The organism is Clostridium sp. CM037, assembly GCF_055081095.1.
In genome coordinates, this window is the sequence record NZ_CM143650.1 from 1,382,025 (window position 1) to 1,401,884 (window position 19,860).

Annotated in this window: 13 protein-coding genes; 10 read left to right on the top strand and 3 right to left on the bottom strand. The window is 31.5% G+C overall.

The window, feature by feature from the left end; all coding sequences use genetic code 11:
• Window positions 1–233: 233 nt before the first annotated feature.
• From ACWJKP_RS06430 to ACWJKP_RS06440, 3 genes are all read left to right on the top strand, one after another.
• Window positions 234–626 (top strand): prepilin-type N-terminal cleavage/methylation domain-containing protein, encoded by a 393-nt coding sequence (locus ACWJKP_RS06430; protein WP_290441233.1) that lies wholly within the window; start codon window positions 234–236, stop codon window positions 624–626.
• A gap of 309 nt (window positions 627–935) precedes the next feature.
• The gene (locus ACWJKP_RS06435) at window positions 936–1,712 is read left to right on the top strand and encodes a prepilin peptidase (protein WP_165411985.1); all 777 of its coding nucleotides are present in this window, start codon (window positions 936–938) and stop codon (window positions 1,710–1,712) included.
• A 182-nt stretch (window positions 1,713–1,894) separates the two neighbouring features.
• The gene (locus tag ACWJKP_RS06440) at window positions 1,895–2,533 is read left to right on the top strand and encodes a hypothetical protein (protein WP_165411984.1); all 639 of its coding nucleotides are present in this window, start codon (window positions 1,895–1,897) and stop codon (window positions 2,531–2,533) included.
• 103 nt (window positions 2,534–2,636) lie between these two features.
• On the opposite strand, the gene ACWJKP_RS06445 is transcribed toward ACWJKP_RS06440, so the two are convergent.
• Entirely contained in the window at window positions 2,637–3,866 is a 1,230-nt protein-coding gene (locus tag ACWJKP_RS06445) for a 6-phosphofructokinase (protein WP_165411983.1), read from the bottom strand.
• Between the two features lie 282 nt (window positions 3,867–4,148).
• Here ACWJKP_RS06445 and ACWJKP_RS06450 point away from each other — a divergent pair, with 282 nt between their 5' ends.
• From ACWJKP_RS06450 to ACWJKP_RS06460, 3 genes are all read left to right on the top strand, one after another.
• Window positions 4,149–6,461: a VIT and vWA domain-containing protein gene (locus tag ACWJKP_RS06450; RefSeq protein ID WP_462961452.1), complete on the top strand. Its 2,313-nt coding sequence runs from the start codon at window positions 4,149–4,151 to the stop codon at window positions 6,459–6,461.
• A gap of 105 nt (window positions 6,462–6,566) precedes the next feature.
• Window positions 6,567–7,316, top strand: a complete 750-nt coding sequence (locus ACWJKP_RS06455) for a hypothetical protein (protein WP_165411981.1) — start codon at window positions 6,567–6,569, stop codon at window positions 7,314–7,316.
• A 156-nt stretch (window positions 7,317–7,472) separates the two neighbouring features.
• On the top strand, window positions 7,473–8,063 hold the full coding sequence (locus ACWJKP_RS06460) for a GerMN domain-containing protein (RefSeq protein WP_165411980.1): 591 nt from the start codon (window positions 7,473–7,475) through the stop codon (window positions 8,061–8,063).
• Between the two features lie 618 nt (window positions 8,064–8,681).
• Here the strand turns inward: ACWJKP_RS06460 and ltaE are convergent.
• Window positions 8,682–9,719: a low-specificity L-threonine aldolase gene (gene ltaE / locus ACWJKP_RS06465; protein WP_165411979.1), complete on the bottom strand. Its 1,038-nt coding sequence runs from the start codon at window positions 9,717–9,719 to the stop codon at window positions 8,682–8,684.
• A gap of 144 nt (window positions 9,720–9,863) precedes the next feature.
• Here ltaE and ACWJKP_RS06470 point away from each other — a divergent pair, with 144 nt between their 5' ends.
• From ACWJKP_RS06470 to radA, 4 genes are all read left to right on the top strand, one after another.
• Window positions 9,864–11,246, top strand: a complete 1,383-nt coding sequence (locus tag ACWJKP_RS06470) for a metallophosphoesterase family protein (RefSeq protein WP_165411978.1) — start codon at window positions 9,864–9,866, stop codon at window positions 11,244–11,246.
• Between the two features lie 13 nt (window positions 11,247–11,259).
• Window positions 11,260–14,082 (top strand): AAA family ATPase, encoded by a 2,823-nt coding sequence (locus tag ACWJKP_RS06475; RefSeq protein ID WP_165411977.1) that lies wholly within the window; start codon window positions 11,260–11,262, stop codon window positions 14,080–14,082.
• A 136-nt stretch (window positions 14,083–14,218) separates the two neighbouring features.
• Window positions 14,219–16,198 carry a DNA topoisomerase gene (locus ACWJKP_RS06480; protein WP_165412000.1) on the top strand — a complete coding sequence of 660 codons (1,980 nt, stop codon included), beginning with the start codon at window positions 14,219–14,221 and terminating at the stop codon, window positions 16,196–16,198.
• Window positions 16,199–16,306: 108 nt separating this feature from the next.
• Window positions 16,307–17,692, top strand: a complete 1,386-nt coding sequence (radA, locus tag ACWJKP_RS06485) for a DNA repair protein RadA (protein ID WP_462961453.1) — start codon at window positions 16,307–16,309, stop codon at window positions 17,690–17,692.
• Window positions 17,693–17,907: 215 nt separating this feature from the next.
• Here the strand turns inward: radA and ACWJKP_RS06490 are convergent, their stop codons facing one another.
• Window positions 17,908–19,668, bottom strand: coding sequence for a phosphoenolpyruvate carboxykinase (locus ACWJKP_RS06490; protein ID WP_165411975.1), 1,761 nt, complete (start codon window positions 19,666–19,668; stop codon window positions 17,908–17,910).
• Window positions 19,669–19,860 lie beyond the last annotated feature (192 nt).

Below are 19,860 nucleotides of genomic sequence, written 5' to 3' on the forward strand. Positions count from 1 at the left end.
AATATGAGCAGAAACTGATGCATACAAATATGTATATAAATAATAAATAAGGATAACATTGTAAATGCAACCATGGTAGTCAGTTTATAGTTCTTCTATAAATTGGCTACTTATTTATGGAAGAAATACAGAGTCCTATAAAGCGGGTCTCACATGTAAAACTCAACTCAATTAAAAGTTATTAGCTCTCAAAAGGAGTTAAAATAAAAAGATAACAAAAGGGGAAACAAAGAATGATGAAAAATGTTAAAAAGAAAAAAGGATTTACCCTAATTGAACTAATAATTGTAATTTCAATTATTGGGATTTTAGCGGCAATTGCGGTGCCTAAGTTTAGTGGGGTACAAAAGGATGCTAAAGCGAAAGTTGATGTAGCTAGTGCAAAGGTTATTGGTGATGCCACAAATACTCTTATTGCTAAGGATGGCATAACAAAAGCAACTTACTTTAAGCCAAGTCATTTAGGCAAAGAAATAACGGATTATCTTCAAGTAGAGCCTGATGTTAAGGCAGTTACTGATGGTGAGTTTTTTGTTGAAATCGATGGTAATGACAATGTTTTTGTTACAGTTGGCGGCGCCCAGTTGTATCCTAAACAAAAGGGAGTTTATCCTCCCGCAAAATAACAGGCATATCTGTAGTCTTATTTATTTGTCCAAAGTTTTAATGACTTTGGACTTTGAATTATTTTACATTCACAAGATTACGTTGCATTAATAATTGAAAAAAACTTTATAGTAAAGTAATCCTCCTAAAACATCTTATTTCGCGGAGTTAATTATCATTAACTTATATTTTGAATGTTATTATTTGCATATATATGTTAAAGTTATAATGAAAATAAATACAATAGAGTTAAAAATTTATATTACAATAGATTAATATAAATGCTTCTTTGTATTTAAATATAAAAGCAAATTCAAGGAGGTCTACCTATGGAAAGTATTTTCGGAATAATTATTTTTATCTTAGGATTATTAATAGGAAGTTTTTTAAATGTATGTATATATAGAATTCCAAAAGGAGAAAATATAGCATACCCCGCATCGCACTGTACTTCTTGTGGCAGTGATATTAAACCTTATGATCTTATACCAGTATTCAGTTGGATTTTTTTAAGGGGCAAATGTAGAAATTGCGGAGAGAAGATATCTAGTAGATATGCACTGGTAGAACTTACAACAGCTATATTTTTCTTATTAACTTATTTTCAATATGGAGCCAGTATTTATCTAGCACGGTATTTAATACTTATACCTTTTTTAATAGTTATAGCTATGATAGATTATGATACTATGGAAGTATATACCACTACAACATGGTTGGCTATTGCTATGGGTATTGTTTTGCTAGGAGTGAATATCTACATGGGACAATCAATAGTTACATACATTTATGGAGGGATACTCGGAGCAGGTACAATTACCTTTATTATATTATTGTCAAAACTTATTCTTGGGACAGAGGGTATGGGTTGGGGAGATGCAGAGATTTGCGGGCTTTGTGGTTTGTTTTTAGGGTTTAAACTAACCATTGCGATGATGTTCTTTTCTTTTATAATTGGGGGAATAATGGGTGTTTATTTAATGAGATTCAAGAAAAAGAATGGTAGAGCAGAAATGCCCTTTGGTCCATCTATTGTAATAGCCGCTTTTTTAATGATAATTTGGGGCGATAAAATTTTAAACTGGTACTTGAATTTAATTTTATAATTAACTGTAAAATTTCAAATATTTGCAAATGACAGTCTAAACATAAGGACTTTAATGAAAACTAGAGGATTACTCGAATAGTTTAGGTAATCGCTAAACTACCTAGAATGGCGACCTTTGGCTCTTGTGAATAAAAGTTGTATAATAAGTCATAACTGAATTGGTTATGGAAGGTTGATAATATGCAAAACATTTTGCAGAACATGAATAATAGAGGAAAGGAAAAACCCATGAAAGCTAAAAAAAGTGATTATCTTCAAAAAATTTACGAGAAAAATACTAGTACAGGAAATTATGTTATACAGGTAGCTATAGATAAATACACTGACATATTTAATGAATGGGATCGTGCTCCTTTTAGAAAAAGAGATATGGATCCGGATTTAGCACTTTTTCTTGAAAACTGTTTTGAAGATATTCCGGCTAAACATGGAGTAGATATATGTTTCTACTTACCTAAAGAGGGAAAAGATGTAACCAGAGAAGAATTGTTAATTGCAGGTATTAAAACTTATTATTCCTTTTATTTGCATCAAGAAATTAGAGTTTTAAAGGGGAATTATAGTAGGTTATTCAAATATTTAGTTTCATCATTTAGTTTACTAGCAATGTCTATTTTTTTAGGTACAATAGTTGGTGAAAACATAATCTTAGAAACATTGCAACAAGGATTTAACATAGGCGGCTGGGTATTTTTATGGGAAGTTATTTCAATAGTAATATTTAGAGGACGCGAAGTTAGTTCTGAAATTAATAAATACCAGAGATTTTTAAATTCATTAATTTATTTTAAATATGGTAACGAGAACCCGTTATCATAGGATAGTTAAAAGCTAAAAAGGTAGATATTTCTGCAACAGCAAAAATATCTACCTTTTTTATTACCTTTAGGAAATATTAAACTAACATTGTTACGGTTTTGTTTTAAAATTTAAAGGATTCTTCTAAAAATGTATATTTAGGAAGACCATTTTCTATTGATATTTTTGGTTCCCCCATTATTAATGGCAAGGTGTATTCGTATGCCTCGCGCGTAACATTATTACCTTCCGAATTTATCCATTCCTTAGGGAAGTATTTAATGTTATTTGCAACATGTACAGTATCGAGCGCAAAAGTTGCAGAGGTGTAAGGATCGTTTGAAAGTCTTCTTATACCTATCATATTTCCGCTTATTCCATCTATAGAATAAATAGCAGCGGCTTTTCCTACTTCATATGCTTCATCAATATCTGTTTGAGATGCACAGTGCATTGAACAACGTTGAGTTGTAGAAAGTTCTAAAACTCTAACTTTTTCAGCGGTACCCGTAGTTAAAATTAAATCCTTAAGGTAGGCACAAACACCACCTAATTGAACATGACCAAATTTATCGAGGCATGTTGCTCCCATTTCACCTAAGAATTTACCTTCTTTAGTTCGGATGCCCTCAGATACTACTACGAAAACATGATTTTTTTCAGTAAGTTTTTTACTGACATCTTTCAAAAATTTCTCTACATCAAAAGCTACTTCTGGTAGATATATAAAATCTGCAGCAGGGTTACCGTTAATAGTTGCAAGGCAAGCACTAGCAGCGAGCCACCCAGTATCACGTCCCATAGTTTCAAGTATAAAAACCCCTTTTGTAGGATATACACCGGCATCTAGGAAGTTTTCAAGAACTTGAGTGGCAATTAGTTTAGCTGCGCTTCCAAAGCCTGGGGTATGATCCATAATTGGTAGATCATTATCTATTGTTTTAGGAATGCCAATAAATTTTACATCCTTATTATGCTCAGTTGCGTAAACGCTAAATTTATGAACAGTATCTTGTGAATCATTCCCCCCGATATAGAAGAATGTTTTTATTTCATATTCTTCTAATATGTCAAAGAGTTTTATGTATTCCTCGGTGCTTTTTTCAAATGGTTTTAATTTATATCTGCAAGAACCAAGACCAGAGGAAGGCGTGTATTTTAATCCTTTAACATCATCATAGTTAATGGTGGATAGGTTTACAATGTGGTTGTCTAAAATACCTTGTATTCCATATATACCAGCATAAACATTATCATAATAGTGAGAATTCATATTTGCGTCTAGTAATCCTATAGCACTAGCATTTATTACGGAAGTTGGACCTCCTGATTGCGCTACGATACAATTTTTCATTAGAGAATCTCCCCTTTCAATAGAACTTAAATTAATAGCATGTTCTTATAGCACATACCTATTTATTATAATGCACATAAAAACAAATAACAAGCCAGTATTATAGCGTAACAGGTGATGTTAAAAAAAAAAGACGAAAATCTATAGAACTATTAGAAGTTTCGTTTAATAATAAAATTGTTGCAAAAATTCAAAGACTAATTTTGAAATTAATGATAAAATATATATATAATATTTTAAAAATTCTGTGAAGTTTTTGGTATTAAAATCAGGAGGGATACAATGTCAATTAATAAAAATAAACATAAAAAAGAATTGAAAAATAATATAATTTTAAAAGAAGTTAATATAAGAGGAAATTTATGTGGGGAATTTGCGGAGTATACTATTGACCATGTATATGAGAATAAAGGAAGCAATAATGTAGAAGCAATTTATACTTTCCCAATTCCAGATGGAGCCGTTATATCTGGTTTTGAAGCAGTGCTTGGCGGTAGGACTATAAAGGGATTAATACAAGATAAGGAAGAAGCAAATAAACTATACGAGAATCTTAAGGGAAAAGATAATAACACTTTTATGCTGGAAGAATTTAAAGATAATATAGTTAGAATATTTATTGGCAAGATAATTCCTAATGAAGTTGTGAAAATTAAAGTGTCTTATATAGAAGAACTTAGTTATGAAAATAGAAACTTAAAATTAATTATTCCAACTATAATAACTCCAATAAATCTTTCTACTAATAATAGTTTACTATCTAATAAAGATAGTAGCACCAATGAAAATTATAAGTTCACTTTAAGCCTATTAGTTGAATCCTTAACAAAATTAAAATTTAAATGTTCTTCGCATAAACTCAAGGTTGAATATGAAGAAAATAATTTATATAAAGTAACGTTAGATGGAAAAAATCAAAAAATGGATCAAGATTTAGAAATAATACTAGAAGAGCAAGAAAAATTAGAAACTACAGGAATGATATATGATTATCCGAGAGATGATAAGGGCATTTTATATTTAAGGTTTATACCAGAGATTGAAATAGAACAAAAACCGACTGGAGAAAATTATATATTGCTGCTGGATATATCAATGGATGAAGATAAGTTAATAGAAGGTAAAAATGCGCTTCAACTATGTTTAAGAAATTTAACACTAGGAGATACCTTTAATATTGCAGCGTTTGGAGATAAGCTTAATTACTTCTCTAAAGAGATGAGGGTTGAGTTTAACGAAGAAAATTTAAGCAGTGCTAGCAAGTGGATTGAAGAACTTACAGCAGAAAAAGATGCAGCAATTTTTGATGCAATAAAATATGCACTACTTGGGGAAAGTGAAAAAGAAGAAAATATAATATTCCTATTTACAGATGATGTGGTTGAAAATGAAAAAGAGATATTGAATTTTGTGGAAGAGAACATTAAAGAAAGCCGAATATTTACTTTTGGAATAGATACTTCAGTAAACAGTTATTTCATAAATAAATTAGCTCGTATTAGCTATGGTGCTGCAGAAGTTATTTCCCCAGATGAGAGAATTGAAGATAAGGTGCTTAGACAATTTAATAGAATCAAAAATCCTCAAATTACTGACATTGAAATTGATTGGGGTAAAATGAATGTGGAAACAACATTCCCAAGAACTATTGAATATATGTATGATAAAGAACCATTTTCAATTTTTGCTAAAATTAAAGGAGAAGTGGGCGGGGTTGTAACTTTAAAAGGAAAAGTTGGTAACAATAGAATTCAAAGAATAATTATGCTTAATGAACTTGAACTAGAAGAAAATGTGAATTTAATTGAAAAAATGTGGTACAAAAAACGTATAGAATCTCTTCAACACAGAGTCAAATATGAACGAGGGGAACTTCGTGATGCAATGAGCAATAAAATTGTTGAAATTTCTAAAAAAGTTGGTATAATTTTCAAAGAAACTTCTTTTATTCTTTATGAAGAGATGGAAGATCCAATAATAGGAATAAGAATAAGAGAGATTTTACCTGTTATAACAACGAAAAAATTAGGCATTTCCTGTGAAAGTTTAGATGAAGACTCTGAATCAACAGCATTTTATTATAAAGATTTATTAAAACTAAAAGAAGGCAATGATAAATATTCTAATTTCCAAAGAAATGAGTTATTAAGGATTTTGGCGTCGAACCAATTTGCCAGCGGAGCTTTTGGTATTAATGTGGAAGATAAATTAGAAAAAAATATAAAATACACTGTAAAAGCTATATTAGCATTTATCATAGGCAGTGAAGACACTAAGAAGTATACTAATCAATTAAATAAATCTATAGAATTTTTAAATGGAGCATTAGGAAAGAATGATTTAGAAATAAACAAAGAAGAATACCTAAATTTATTGTTAGTTTTTAAATTGGCTATTAAAAAGAATATAGCACTATCTTTTCACAAAGAAAATATCGATAAGAAAATTAATGAAATCAAAGAAAAATTTGAATTGCAGAATGTTGATGTAATTCAAATGCAAGATGAATTTATTAATAGGTTAAGGGAAAGTTCTAATGAGCCTAAAGATACACTTAATTTTATAATTGACACCGCTATTTTAAAAACTGTTTAAAATTCACTAGAGTTTTTAAGTGTTAGGCACATGGAAATAAATAAGCAGTCAGATATACTGACTACTTGTTTTTTTGAATCTACCTAAGAATAAGGAAGTAAGGTAATGATAAATGAAGATATAAAAGATTTAGAGTATGGCAGGTCAGAAATAATTGAAAAAAGAAATAGCATAAGAAAGAAATTTATAGTAAGATCTATTAATGTGAAAAATGGAAATATACAATGCATGTCAAATGAGGATTTGAAAATTTTATTCTATTTGTATGATGAAGAATTTTTTTATGATTACTTTAGTAAAAGATTCAAAGGGAGCTTAAAATTTTCATTATCCACTAGGATGACTTCTGCTGCAGGAAAAACTATGTATAGTAGAAAGATAAAACTATTGCAGGAAGCAGAAGAAAGTTATGAAATCAGGATGGGAATAAAATTCTTTTTTCAGTATTATAAGGTAGACAGAGACAAAATAGTATCTGGTATAAATACAAAAGATTCCTTAGAGGCATTCCAAATAGTATTAGAACATGAATTATGCCATTTAATTGAACTACATATTTATAAAGAATCTAGTTGCAAAAAAATTAGGTTTAAAACTATGGTTAATAACTTATTTGCCCATACGGATGTGTATCACCAATTGCCAAGTCAAAAGGAGATAATTTCACAAAAATACGGTTTAATAATAGGACAAAAGGTGAGTTTTGTGAATGCAGGTAAAAAATATAGTGGGTTCATTTATAAAATAAATAAAAGAGCAATAGTTATGGTGAAGGATTCAAAAGGCACTTATAGAGATGGATATGGAAATGCATATTCTAAATGGTATGTACAATTAGAGAAACTTAATTCTTAAAAAAGATTGCCACATAACATCATAATTTATGATATTATTAGAAATAATTGCTAACAAAATTAAGATGTTTTTATATTTTGTCAACGATTAATATAATAAGCAAAATCAATACGTGTAGCGTGTGCTACATGAGATGTAAATAGGAAGGTGACAAAAATGAAGAGGATTGTTTCAGTAATATTATGTAGTGTGGTAATATTTACATTGGTCGCTTGTGGGAAATCTGAGGTAAAAAAAGAGGATCCAAAAGCAGTTACTAAAGTAGGAACTAAGGAAATACCTAAAGAAGAAACTAAATCAGAACCTAAAGAAGAAGTGAAAAGTAGTGAAGTGCTGTTGTATTTTAGTGATGATCAAGCTATGTACTTAGTAGGAGAGAAAAGAAATATAACAAAGCCTACAGCTAAATCTATCGTAGAGGAATTAGTAAAAGGACCTAGTGCAAAGAGCGAAGGAGCAGGGAAATTGTATGCAACATTGCCTGTTGGAGCACAAGTACTAGATGTGCAGATTAAAGAACATATAGCTTATGTTGATTTTAAAGGTAACTTAAGTGAGAAAATGCAGGGTGGCTCTGCAGGTGAGGGAATGGCTTTATTTTCAATAATAAACACATTGGTTTTAGATAAGGAATTAGGAATAACAAAGGTTCAATTTCTTGTTGACGGAAAAAAGGTAGATACTATCAAAGGCCATTATGATGTTAGTAAACCTATGAGTGAAAATAAAGAAATGATAAAAAAATAATACCCACAAGGTTTCAGATTTATATATTACTGAAAAACAAAAAGGCAAGTTTATTATAAATACATTTAAACAAATAACAAGTCAATATGCTAGCCTATTTGACTTGTTATTTATTTTCATGTACCTAATAACTTGCCTTTTAACCCTAGGGATTATTTGACAACTTAGAACAGTCTTCGCTACAACCCATATACATACCTACACACCCATTTGTAATCTTTCAACAACATACAAGCATTACAGCACATATATACATCTTTGCTCGACAATATAGAACACCTTGGGGGCCAAAAACAATCTCTCGATTAAGAATAACCCCTAGTTATAAGTTAATAAAACCTGCGGCAACCTATATCATCTTAGCTCGAATATTACACATCCGGGAGAACCATATATATACGGTTAGGCACATATCCAGCTGTTAAGAACCCATAATAATCTTCCCTCCAGCATATACAAAACCTTAGCAGATCTCGCATACACCTTTGGCCGAATACTCTAAAGCCATTTCCAGCCTACGAGCACTCTAGACTCAACCATAATAAATCATCTACTAAGATTATTGTATGCTTTTTTTTATTTATTATACTATAAGGCATAATAAAAAAATTATAAAAATTAGCCAAGAGTAAGAATTTCTTTCAGAGAGGATATAACAAATTCAACATCTTTATCAGAAACCCAATTGTGAGTAACAAAACGCATTAATCCATCTTCTTCTCCATTAATTTTTATTCCTCTATTGTAGAATTTCTCTACTAATTTATCGCTACTAAATCCAGTACTCCTCATATCAAAGAATACCATATTAATATGGATATATTCCTTATTGACTACTATGCCAGGGATTTTTGACAATTCTTCGCCTAGAACTATAGCATTTTTATGATCTATTTTAAGTTGTGGAATCATCTCACAAAGCGCTACGAGGCCTGCTGCAGCTAAAATACCGGATTGCCTTAAACCTCCACCTAAAACTTTTCTTTTCTTTCTTGCCTTATCAATAAAAATTTTACTGCCCGCAAGCATAGAACCTATAGGTGCACAAAGAGCTTTGGATAGGCAAAACATAACAGAATCACAATACTTAGTAATTTCTTTTGCATCCACATCTAAGTAAGCAGAAGCATTAAAAAGCCTTGCTCCATCTAAGTGAACAGGTACTTCATGCCCTTTTGCCAAGGTGTAAATTTTTTTCATTGTACTTAGAGGTATTACTGTACCGAAGGAATGAGCATTTTCTATGCATATAAGGCCTGTACTAGGATAATGAATGTCTTCTTCCTCTTTTCTGATTTTAGATTCAATTTCTTTAGGATCTAATTCACCCTTATTGCTCATTAGAGTTCTAAGCTGAACCCCAGCAATTATTGATGCACCAGCAACTTCATGCATTACTATATGGCAATCATCACCAAGAATTACTTCATTACCCCTAGTGCAATGAGTAAAAAGTGCTAGTTGATTACCCATTGTACCACTTGGTACAAATAGCGCAGCTTCTTTGCCAACAAGTTTAGCAGCATACTCTTCTAGTGTTTTTACAGTTGGATCATCTCCATAAACATCATCTCCAACTTCAGCTGTGAACATAGCTTGTCTCATATTTTGTGTAGGCTGCGTTACTGTATCACTTCTTAAATCTATAAATTTCATTTTAATAACCTCCCTAAAATATTTATAGATACTATTATAACTTAAATTTTTTTATATTGTAGGGAATAATAAAATCTTAATGGAGTAGTAGTAATATTACTTTTGGTTTTTATGGTAAAATCTATATTAGGGGGTGGTAAAGTAATGAGTGGAACATTTCGATTTATTCATGCTGCAGACTTGCATTTAGGTTCCTTTCTTAATATAAATGGGAAACCACAGGAGGAAATTCAAGGCTTGTGTAAAGACGCTGTCTATGATGCCTTTGAAAGGATATGTAATAAAGCTATTTCATACAAGGTAGATTTTATATTACTTTGTGGAGACGTTTATGATAGCTATTTAAGATCAGTAAGAGGAAATAGTTTTTTTATTAATCAATGCGAAAGACTAAATGAAAAAGATATAAGTGTATATGCTATTTACGGTAATCACGATGCTATAAATGATGCACAGGAATTATTTGCTATGCCCCAAAATGTTCATATATTAAGCGCTGATAAAGCAGAGAGTTTTGTGGTATACAAAGAAGGGAAAGTTATAGCAAAAATTATTGGGAAATCTTATAAGCATCGATCCGAAAGAGAAAAAATATATGAAAACTATTTATTGGATAATGATGTTTTTAATATTGCAATGCTACATACTGCTTTAGAAGGGGATAATAAAAATTATGTTCCTTGCACTTTGGAGGAACTTAAGGTGGTACCTAATATAGATTATTGGGCTCTAGGTCATATTCATAAACTAAGTATTTTAAGCACTATGAAACCTATTATAGCTTTCCCAGGGATTCCTCAAGGGCGTGATATGGGAGAACAGGGAGTAGGGGGAGTTTTCTTAGTTACAGCATGCAAGAAAGAAATTGTCCATATGGAATTCATACCTATAGCAACAGTTATGTATAAAAGGGTAGAAGTAATAATAAGTGATGAGAATAAAATAGAAAATTATAGTGATTTACTTCGAGTAATTTACGATAGGATAAGTAGTTTAACATATAGTCTTCCTGAAATTTATAGCGAGATTGTTCCTTTAAAGGAAGATACATATTCTAAGGAAAGTACGCCTTTAAACGAAGATCTATTGGATGAATTTAAAGGCTATATTGTGAAGCTTATAATAAAAGGAAGAACTGATATGCACGGTGATATAAATAACATGACGGAAGATGATTATAAGCAGTTTATAGAGGATATAAATGAAGAACTGGTCGCCCAAAAATATTTTCTGTGGATAGATTCCATAATATTTAGAACCAAACCACTTATGCAGGATTTTGAAAGTCTAAAAATGCAAAACTCTATTTTTAAGGATTTAGATGAAATAATTAACTTGTATACTGAGGACCCTGAGCATAAAAACCAACTTGCGAAAAATTGGGGATCCATTTGGAAAAAACAAATTTATACAGAAAATATAGATGAAGATAAATTTGATTTTGATGAAGAAATTATGCAGGATATTATATCACAAGCTAGAGAATTGCTTATTGAAAAATTGGCAGAAGCTTTAGAAATAATGTAGGGGTGGTGAGAATTTGAAAATAACACAGCTAGATATTAGAGATTTTGGAGTGTTTCAAGGTGAAAAACTGGAAGAATTGGGTAGCGGCATAATAGTTATTGGTGGAGCAAATAGATCTGGTAAAACTACCTTAATGCAGGTACTTAGAAATATCCCCTTTGGGTTTTCAAAGAATAGCGGTATACCCCCAGCTAAATTCCAATACGATGTACGATGTGATTTATTATTAGATGATGGAAATGGCGTAAATGTACTTTTAAAAGGATTTAGTAATCCGGAGATAGTTTATAATAATGCTACAGACAATAAAGCTAATAAAGAGTTATATAATATAGATAAATCAGCCTACAGAGAACTCTTTACCATAAGTCTTAATGAACTCAATAAAAGCTCTGGCAAGGAAGATAGTAACCTGCAGTCTATGCTACTGGGTGCAGGCTTTAAGCATATTGCAAAAATTCCTGGAGTTGCTAAAGAGTTAAGGGAAAAAGCTAATACAATCGGTGGAACTCGTGGAAATCCATCAACTAAAATGTTTAAGCCCTTCACGGAGAATATTAAAAAAGGCGTAGAGGGAAGGAAAAAATCCATATCCATGTTAGATACTTTTGCTGAAAAGAAAAATATCTTGTCCCATCTTCAGGCTACCATAATTTCAAAGGAGAAGCAGCTTGAGATTAGCAATAATAATATAATTAAATTAGACATTTTAAGGCACAATTACGAGCTTAACCAAGACAGAAAAAATATTGAGGGTGAGCTTCAAACATATTTTTTTAGTCATAGTGATATAAAGGAATATAATATAGAAAAAGCAAAGACTCTAAAAACTCAATATATTAAAGAGTTAGAACAGTACAACAATGAATTTCAAAGAGAAATAATCACAGAGAAACCTATGAAAGAATTACTTTTAGGTAGCAAGGATTTAATTAGTGATTTTTATAATGGAATATCAGGCATTAAGGAAATGAACAAGAACCTACTAAGTGAAAAAAATGAGTATTATGAGAAAACACAGTTATTAATGAATAAAATTAAAAAATCAAATGATAACTGGTCTAGTTTTAAAGATATTTCAGAGATTAATTGTGATGAGGTGGAACAATGCATTTTAATACAGAATATTGAAAAATTTAAAAAGGCAGAATACGATAGAGCACTTTGTGATAAAAGAAGTGGAGACCTCAAAATCCAAAGGGAGATCTTAGAAAAACAAATAGTAACCTGCGATTCTGCAACTTATATGAAAAAGTATTTTTATCTTACAATATCTTTTATGATTTTAGGCTTGGCATTATTTTTTATAGATAAATTGCTTGGGTGTTCACTAATAATAATTGGGGCAATAGGATCAGCCCTATATTTGTTTATAAATTACTCAAATAGCAAACTAATTATAAATAGAAATATAGAAATTAAAACTCAGATAGACAATAGATCAGGCGATATCAGTAATAATTCCCAGGAAATAATAAGCTTAGATGAGGATTTAAGAGAACTAAACAACATAATGGACGAGTATAGGGACATTCTAAAGCTCGATGGAAGAGTCTCAGTAGAAGGTATCAAGGATTATTTTAAAACCGTGTCTTATTTAAAGGATGAAATATCTGAGTATTATTTATTAAAGAAAAAACTAAGCAGTCACTTTAATACCCTTAATGAATCTTTAAGTAGTATTGATGAGGTGCTTAAAAAATTTACTGAGTTTAATACTAAAAATCCAGAGGAAATAAATTTAGAAAATATTGAAAATATTTGTAGCGACATACTGCTAAAGTTAGAGGAGTTATATAAGTATTTGATACTGGTGGAAAAAGCCCATGAAAGTTACTTAAAATTAAACATGGTAGAGCATGAAATATTGGGGCTCCTTGGAAGCAATTACTTAGAGGATATAATATTAAATATAGAAAAGTATATAAGTCAGGGAGAAAAGTATATCAAATATTTAAATATGCAGAACGAATTAAAAATTATTCAGGAGAAGTTATTGCAATCGGTAAAAAGCCAGCGTATAAAAAAAATATTATATGATGGGAAAATAGAAGCTGCGCCCAGTGATGATGCAAATCTATTAAAAATCCTTGAAAATTTATATAGTGAGTATATCAATATAGATGAACTCACTTATGAATATGAGGGATTAAATGCTGAAATTAAAGAATTGATAGGGCAATTGGATATTTTAAAGAATGAAAAACAAACTTTAAAAGATGAACTCCTAGCCTTAAATTCTGATGAGATGTTAGTGCAATACGATAAAGAAATTAGACAGTCAAGAGGCCACTTGCGGCCCCTTGCAGAAAAATATGCTGTTTATAATACAGCAGCTTTATTACTAGAAAAAATCAGAGAAAAATTTTTAGAAAGTACTAAGGATAAGTTATTAGAAGGAGCTAGTGATATTCTAAGTGAAATAACCTCTGGGGAATACATAGATATTGTGCCTATGGAAGATTTAATGCAGGGAGACTTTAAAACTGTATTACGAGATGAGAGTGTTAAGGAGAGTTCAAGAGAGTTAAGCAGGGGCACAAAAGAACAATTATTTTTGGCAGTTCGTATAAGCCGCATAAAAGAAATTAAGCCAAGTTTACCAGTGATTTTAGACGATTCCTTTGTTAACTTTGATATTGCACATACGAAAAATACAGTTAAGGCATTAGTACAGCTTTCAAAAACTCATCAGATTTTTGTACTTACCTGTCATGCAACTTTAGTAGAGTTAATAAATGATCTAGAGAAGCAGGCACAATATTTCAAATTAGACAAGGGTAAGTTTGAAAAAAGCACAGGGGGAGATTTGAAAAAATATCTAAAAGAACTATAAGTGCATTTCCTTTGAAATAGGTGCGTAAAAAATGGTATAATAGATTGCTTAATACAATTATTAGAGCATGTATTATAGAGTTTGTTAATACTTCAGCTCCGCAGGAGATGATTTAATGGAAAGTGAAGTGGTAATTATTAGTAAGGCGTTATTTATTACAGAGAAACCAAGTGTTGCTGCGGAATTTGCCAAAGTCTTAAAAATAAATGGTAGAAAGTTTGATGGATATATAGAGTCTGACAAAGCTGTTGTTACATGGTGCGTGGGACATCTTGTTACTATGAGTTACCCAGAAAAATATGATGCAAAACTTAAAAAGTGGTCTTTAGATACTTTGCCATTTTTACCTAAAAAGTATAAATATGAAGTTATAGATGGAGTGAAAAAACAATTCAATATAGTTAAAAGCCAACTAATACGCGAAGATATTGATAGAATTTATGTTTGTACAGATTCGGGGCGAGAAGGGGAGTACATATATAGATTAGTAGATGAAATGGCGGGGACTCCTAATAAGCAAAAACGAAGAGTGTGGATAGATTCACAAACGGAAGCTGAGATTATTCGAGGAGTTAAAGAAGCAAAGGATTTGAGTGAATATGATAATTTATCTGAAGCGGCCTATTTAAGAGCAAAAGAGGATTATCTAATGGGAATTAATTTCTCAAGGCTTTTAAGTTTAGTATATGGAAAAACTGTAAGCAATTATCTTGGGAAAAATTATATAGTTATTGCTGTGGGACGAGTAATGTCTTGTGTGCTTGGAATGGTAGTTCAAAGGGAGAGAGAAGTTCGCGAGTTTGTTGTTACTCCTTTTTATAAGATTATGGTCAGTTTTAAGGTAGATGAAGGTTGTAATTATGAGGGAGAATGGAAAGCAGTAGAAGGTTCTAAGTATTTTGATTCACCTATGCTTTATAATGAGGGTGGGTTCAAAACCAAGGAAACGGCGGAAAAGTTGATGGGAGAACTAAGGGATTCTAGTATAGATGGTAAAGTTTTCGTTGAAAATATTACTAAGAAAAAAGAAAACAAAAATGCTCCGCTGCTTTTTAATTTAGCAGAAATACAAAATGAGTGTTCTAAGAAATTTAAAATAAATCCAGAGCAAACGCTTAGTCACATTCAAGCGTTATATGAGAAGAAAATGCTTACATATCCAAGAACGGATGCTAGGGTATTGACTACAGCGATAGCAAAAGAAATAGATGAGAATATAAAAAAATTAACTAAGTTAAATGGAAATGCTGAGATAAATAATATAGCTCAGCATATTTTAGGAAAAAAATGGTATAGTAATATAGCTAAAACAAAATATGTTGATGATAGCAAGGTAACAGATCATTATGCTATTATTCCAACAGGTGAAGGGATTCAAAACTATTCATCATTAAAGGATATACAAAAGAAAATTTATGACTTAGTGTTACGACGGTTTTTGGCGATTTTTTATCCGCCTGCTGTGTATAGTAAGGTCTCTGTTATAACAAAGATTGACAAAGAAAGATTTTTCACCTCAGATAAGGTGTGCGTTGAACTTGGCTATTTGGAGGTTTTAAAACCGGATAGGGATAGCAATGATAGTGAAAGCACAAATATGAAATTTTTGAGTACATTAAAAAAAGGTCAAAGTGTAGAAATTGAAGATTTAGTTGTAAAAGAAGGTAAAACTTCTCCCCCTAAAAGGTTTACCACAGGTTCAATTATTATAGCTATGGAAAATGCAGGTAAGCTAATTGAAGATGAAGAACTAAGAGAACATATAAAAGGGTCAGGTATTGGTACAAGTGCCACTCGTTCAGGGATTTTAACAAAGCTTGAAAAAATAGAATACATTAAATCTAATAATAAAACACAAGTAGTTATGCCTACTCTACTTGGAGAAATTATCTATGATGTGGTGAAAAATTCTATCCCCACGCTTTTAAATCCAGAGTTAACAGCTAGTTGGGAAAAAGGATTAACCATGGTTACTCAAAAAGAAATAGCTGGAGATTTGTACATGGAAAAGCTTGAAAATTATATTATTAAAAATAGTGATAGGGTACTTAAACTGAATAATGGACAAAGGCTTAAAAACAATTTTGATAGGGTAAGTGGGTTTTACAAAAAATAAAAAGCTAAGGTGGAATAATAGAAAAGATAAGCAGAAAGTAAAATATATCTTCTGCTTATCTTTTTTATGAATTTCACTGACATGATAATTAAAGGGAGATGGCTCTAATTGGCAAAAGATAAAACAATCTATGTTTGTAAAGAGTGTGGGTCACATGCTCCAAAATGGATGGGTAAATGTAATGATTGCGGTGCATGGAATTCATATGAAGAGAAAGTGGTTAAGGCGGGATCCGCTAAATTAAATACCTTAAATAGTATGGGAACAACAACTAAACCTACAAAACTAAAGGCGGTTGTACAGGCGAACAGTGACAGAATAATTACTGGAGTTTCAGAATTTGATAGAGTTATGGGTGGAGGAATAGTTAGAGATAGTGTGACTATTATATCTGCTCCCCCAGGGGCGGGAAAGTCTACACTTTTGCTACAATTAGCAAATTCACTGTCATTAAAAGGATATAAAGTTTTATATGCGTCTGGAGAGGAAAGTAATAGCCAAATTAAAAATAGAGCTGACAGAACAGTAAAAGAGATAGCTGATAATTTTTGGGTTGATTCAGATACAAAGCTTGACGAAATATTACAACATATAGAAACTGTCGATGCTGATTTAATAATACTTGACAGTATTCAAACATTCACTTTGGAGGAATATTCAAGTTCGAGGGCTGGTTCTCCTACTCAAGTAATTGAATGCGCCACAGCTTTAAAGGATAAAGCAAAAAATCCAGAGAGGCCAAGAGCTGTTTTTCTGGTTGGGCAAATGACAAAGGCAGATGAGATGGCAGGACCGCGCATATTAGAGCATTTAGTAGACACTGTATTATATATTGAAGGAGAAGATGGAGAAGAGCTAAAACACTTGGTAAGTAAGAAGAACCGTTTCGGAAATACGGAAGAGAGTGGTATGTTTAGGCTTTCGGACATAGGAATGGAAGAGATTACTGATCCTTCTGAGTTTTTTATGACCAAAAGAGATGAGTTGGTTCCAGGAAGTGCCTTAGCTGTTATAAAGGATGGAACAAGACCCATTGTTATAGAAATAGAAAGTCTTGTATCTAAATCTTTTACTCCTTACCCAAGTAGGTTAAGTGAGTGTTTTTCAAGGAAGGAACAACTGGGAACTCTTATTTCTATTCTTGAAGAAAGGGGAGGAATAGGGCTTTATGATAAGAATGTTATTATAAAAGCAACCGGCGGTCTTAAATTAACTGAAACATCGGTGAATCTTGCTGTAGTTATGAGCATCGCATCTTCTACGCTTAATCATGGAATAGCTACGGATACAGTATTTATTGGAGAACTGGGTCTTACTGGTGAATTAAAAAAAGTTCCATCTTTAGAGCAAAGACTAAAAGAAGTAGACAGGATGGGGTTTAAAAAGGCTTATATACCTCAAAATTGTTTAAAAGCGGGGGTTAAATTTAAGAAATTAAAGGTTATCCCATGTAAAAAATTAACAGATGTCATTGAAAAAGAATTCAAGCGATAATGAAAAGGCCACTGAAATATTTATACATATTTCAGTGGCCTTTTCCGATAGGTCGCGGGTCTGTCCCACCTATCATTGTTAGCCGCCAGACCGTTCTCTTCCATGGTCGCGCAAGAGCTCCATCTTTGAATATGGAGATGCACAATAGTATGGAACTTCACTTTTCAAGCTCTTATTTGGAGTCACGCAGGAGAAACTTCATACGGATTGCACTCTTATTTTATAATTAATTCAAATAGTTTTTTAGCTGCCTTTTTAGGACCATCTTTTTCTTGTCCTTTTACACCCAAGGAAGTTCTGATTTGTCCAACTTTTACCCCTGTTTTGAAGAATTCGTCAAAATAGTTCACTAGAAGTACATCTACTAGTTCTTGTTTTTGAACAGGACCAAAAGGGTTTGCAAAATAAGAGGTTACAAGACCTAATTCAGTAGTAGTACCTTTTGCCATCCTTGACCCTCTTTTGCAAACATCAATAGCGTCCGCAGGATTCGTAAAGAAATTAATTTCTTCAATATCACAGGTTACTTCTTCATAATTATTTGCATAGAGAAATAAATCTACGGGATAACCCTTAATAATATCTTTATAGCTTGCTACTGGCATAACAAGTCTTGCATTAATTTTATCAGGATTCATAAATATGCTTCTATCAATTTCTTTAAAGGCATAACCTGCATCTAAATCATCGAGTCTTACGAAAGCACCAATTTCAGTTCCAAAGGCTAATGGTTTAGCACCTTCGTTTAGAGTAAGAACGCCCATGTCATCAAAGACTATGGTCATGTCACTGATATAATCTTCACTTAAACTTCTAAAGGCTTCTAAGCATTCAGACTTACCCGCACCGCTATCACCCATGATAACAATATTTGCGCTGTTACCATTATTCATAATAATGTTTACCATTGCGCCATGAATTGGCAGAGAACCGCGTTTAATCATTATTAAGTTATGAAGTGTTAAGGTCATCTTTTTTACATATCCGAAATAATCAATTTCATCGCCATAACTTATATAGCCAAGCATGATATTATTTGCTACATCATCATAAAATACTGTGCTGCCTTTAGAAGAGGAATTTTTAATATTAGAAGAATCTTTACCACCAAAAACAAAAACTATATCTGGCTTAATGCCCCTATATTCGCTTTCACTTGCCATTTCAAAGAGGTTACATAGCGTTATTGCATGGGCCATAAAATCTCTGTGAATATAAATGAATGCAAGTAAAGTGCCTACTTTAGCTGGATAACAAAACCAATGGTCTGTGCTTATAGTACAATTTTTCAATGGGTTTTCAAAGCATTCATTAAAAATTCCATTACGAGTATTCTTTTTAGGGTAGCTTATATAAGGTAAATCTAATATTATTGAATCAATAAATGGAACGTCTTTTAATAGCTCATATCCAGAAGGCATTGGCCAATATGCATTATTAACAATTAGACCAGCATTGCCACCTGCGGGCAGTTGCCTGTAAACCTTAGGTTTATAGCCAACAACATTCTCTTCAATTTTTCTGTATAAATTAAGTATAAGCATTGAAAAATCATTGTTAGCTTCAACAAAGCTTGTTTTCTCAAGGCCATCATTGATTTTATTGTTGTGAATTACAGTGTATCTTTCAAGTTTTCTCCAAAAGCCATAGAAATCTTCTATAAAATCAATAAAAGTATCCTTGCTACTTATAAGGGAACTATATTTAGTGTTTAAATTTGTAATCTCATGTACATTTAATACAGATAAGAGTTTAAATAAATGTACAATGAAGACATCTAAATTCTCATTGTCTGTGTGTGCATTTTGGATTAAATATTTATATATATTCGATTTTTTCTTTTTTATTTTTTTGAGATATGCGTTGAAAACCCGTCGAAAGCCAGCACTTTCTAATAGGGTTTCAGGACTATTACAGTATTTTGCAGTGAAATTTATCATTACTTTATCGTTACTTAAAGAAAATTCTTTTTTCAAATTGGCACCTCCATATGTGAGTAGATAATTTTTGCGTTTTAACGAAATGAAATTAATATAAAAAAACATTTCATAAGTGACGGTTGAAACTTGAATACTATAATATAATACTGCAAAAATGAAATATTAACAACATCTAAATTGCATAAATCATATTTTAATATATTATGCACATGAAAATATATAGGGATA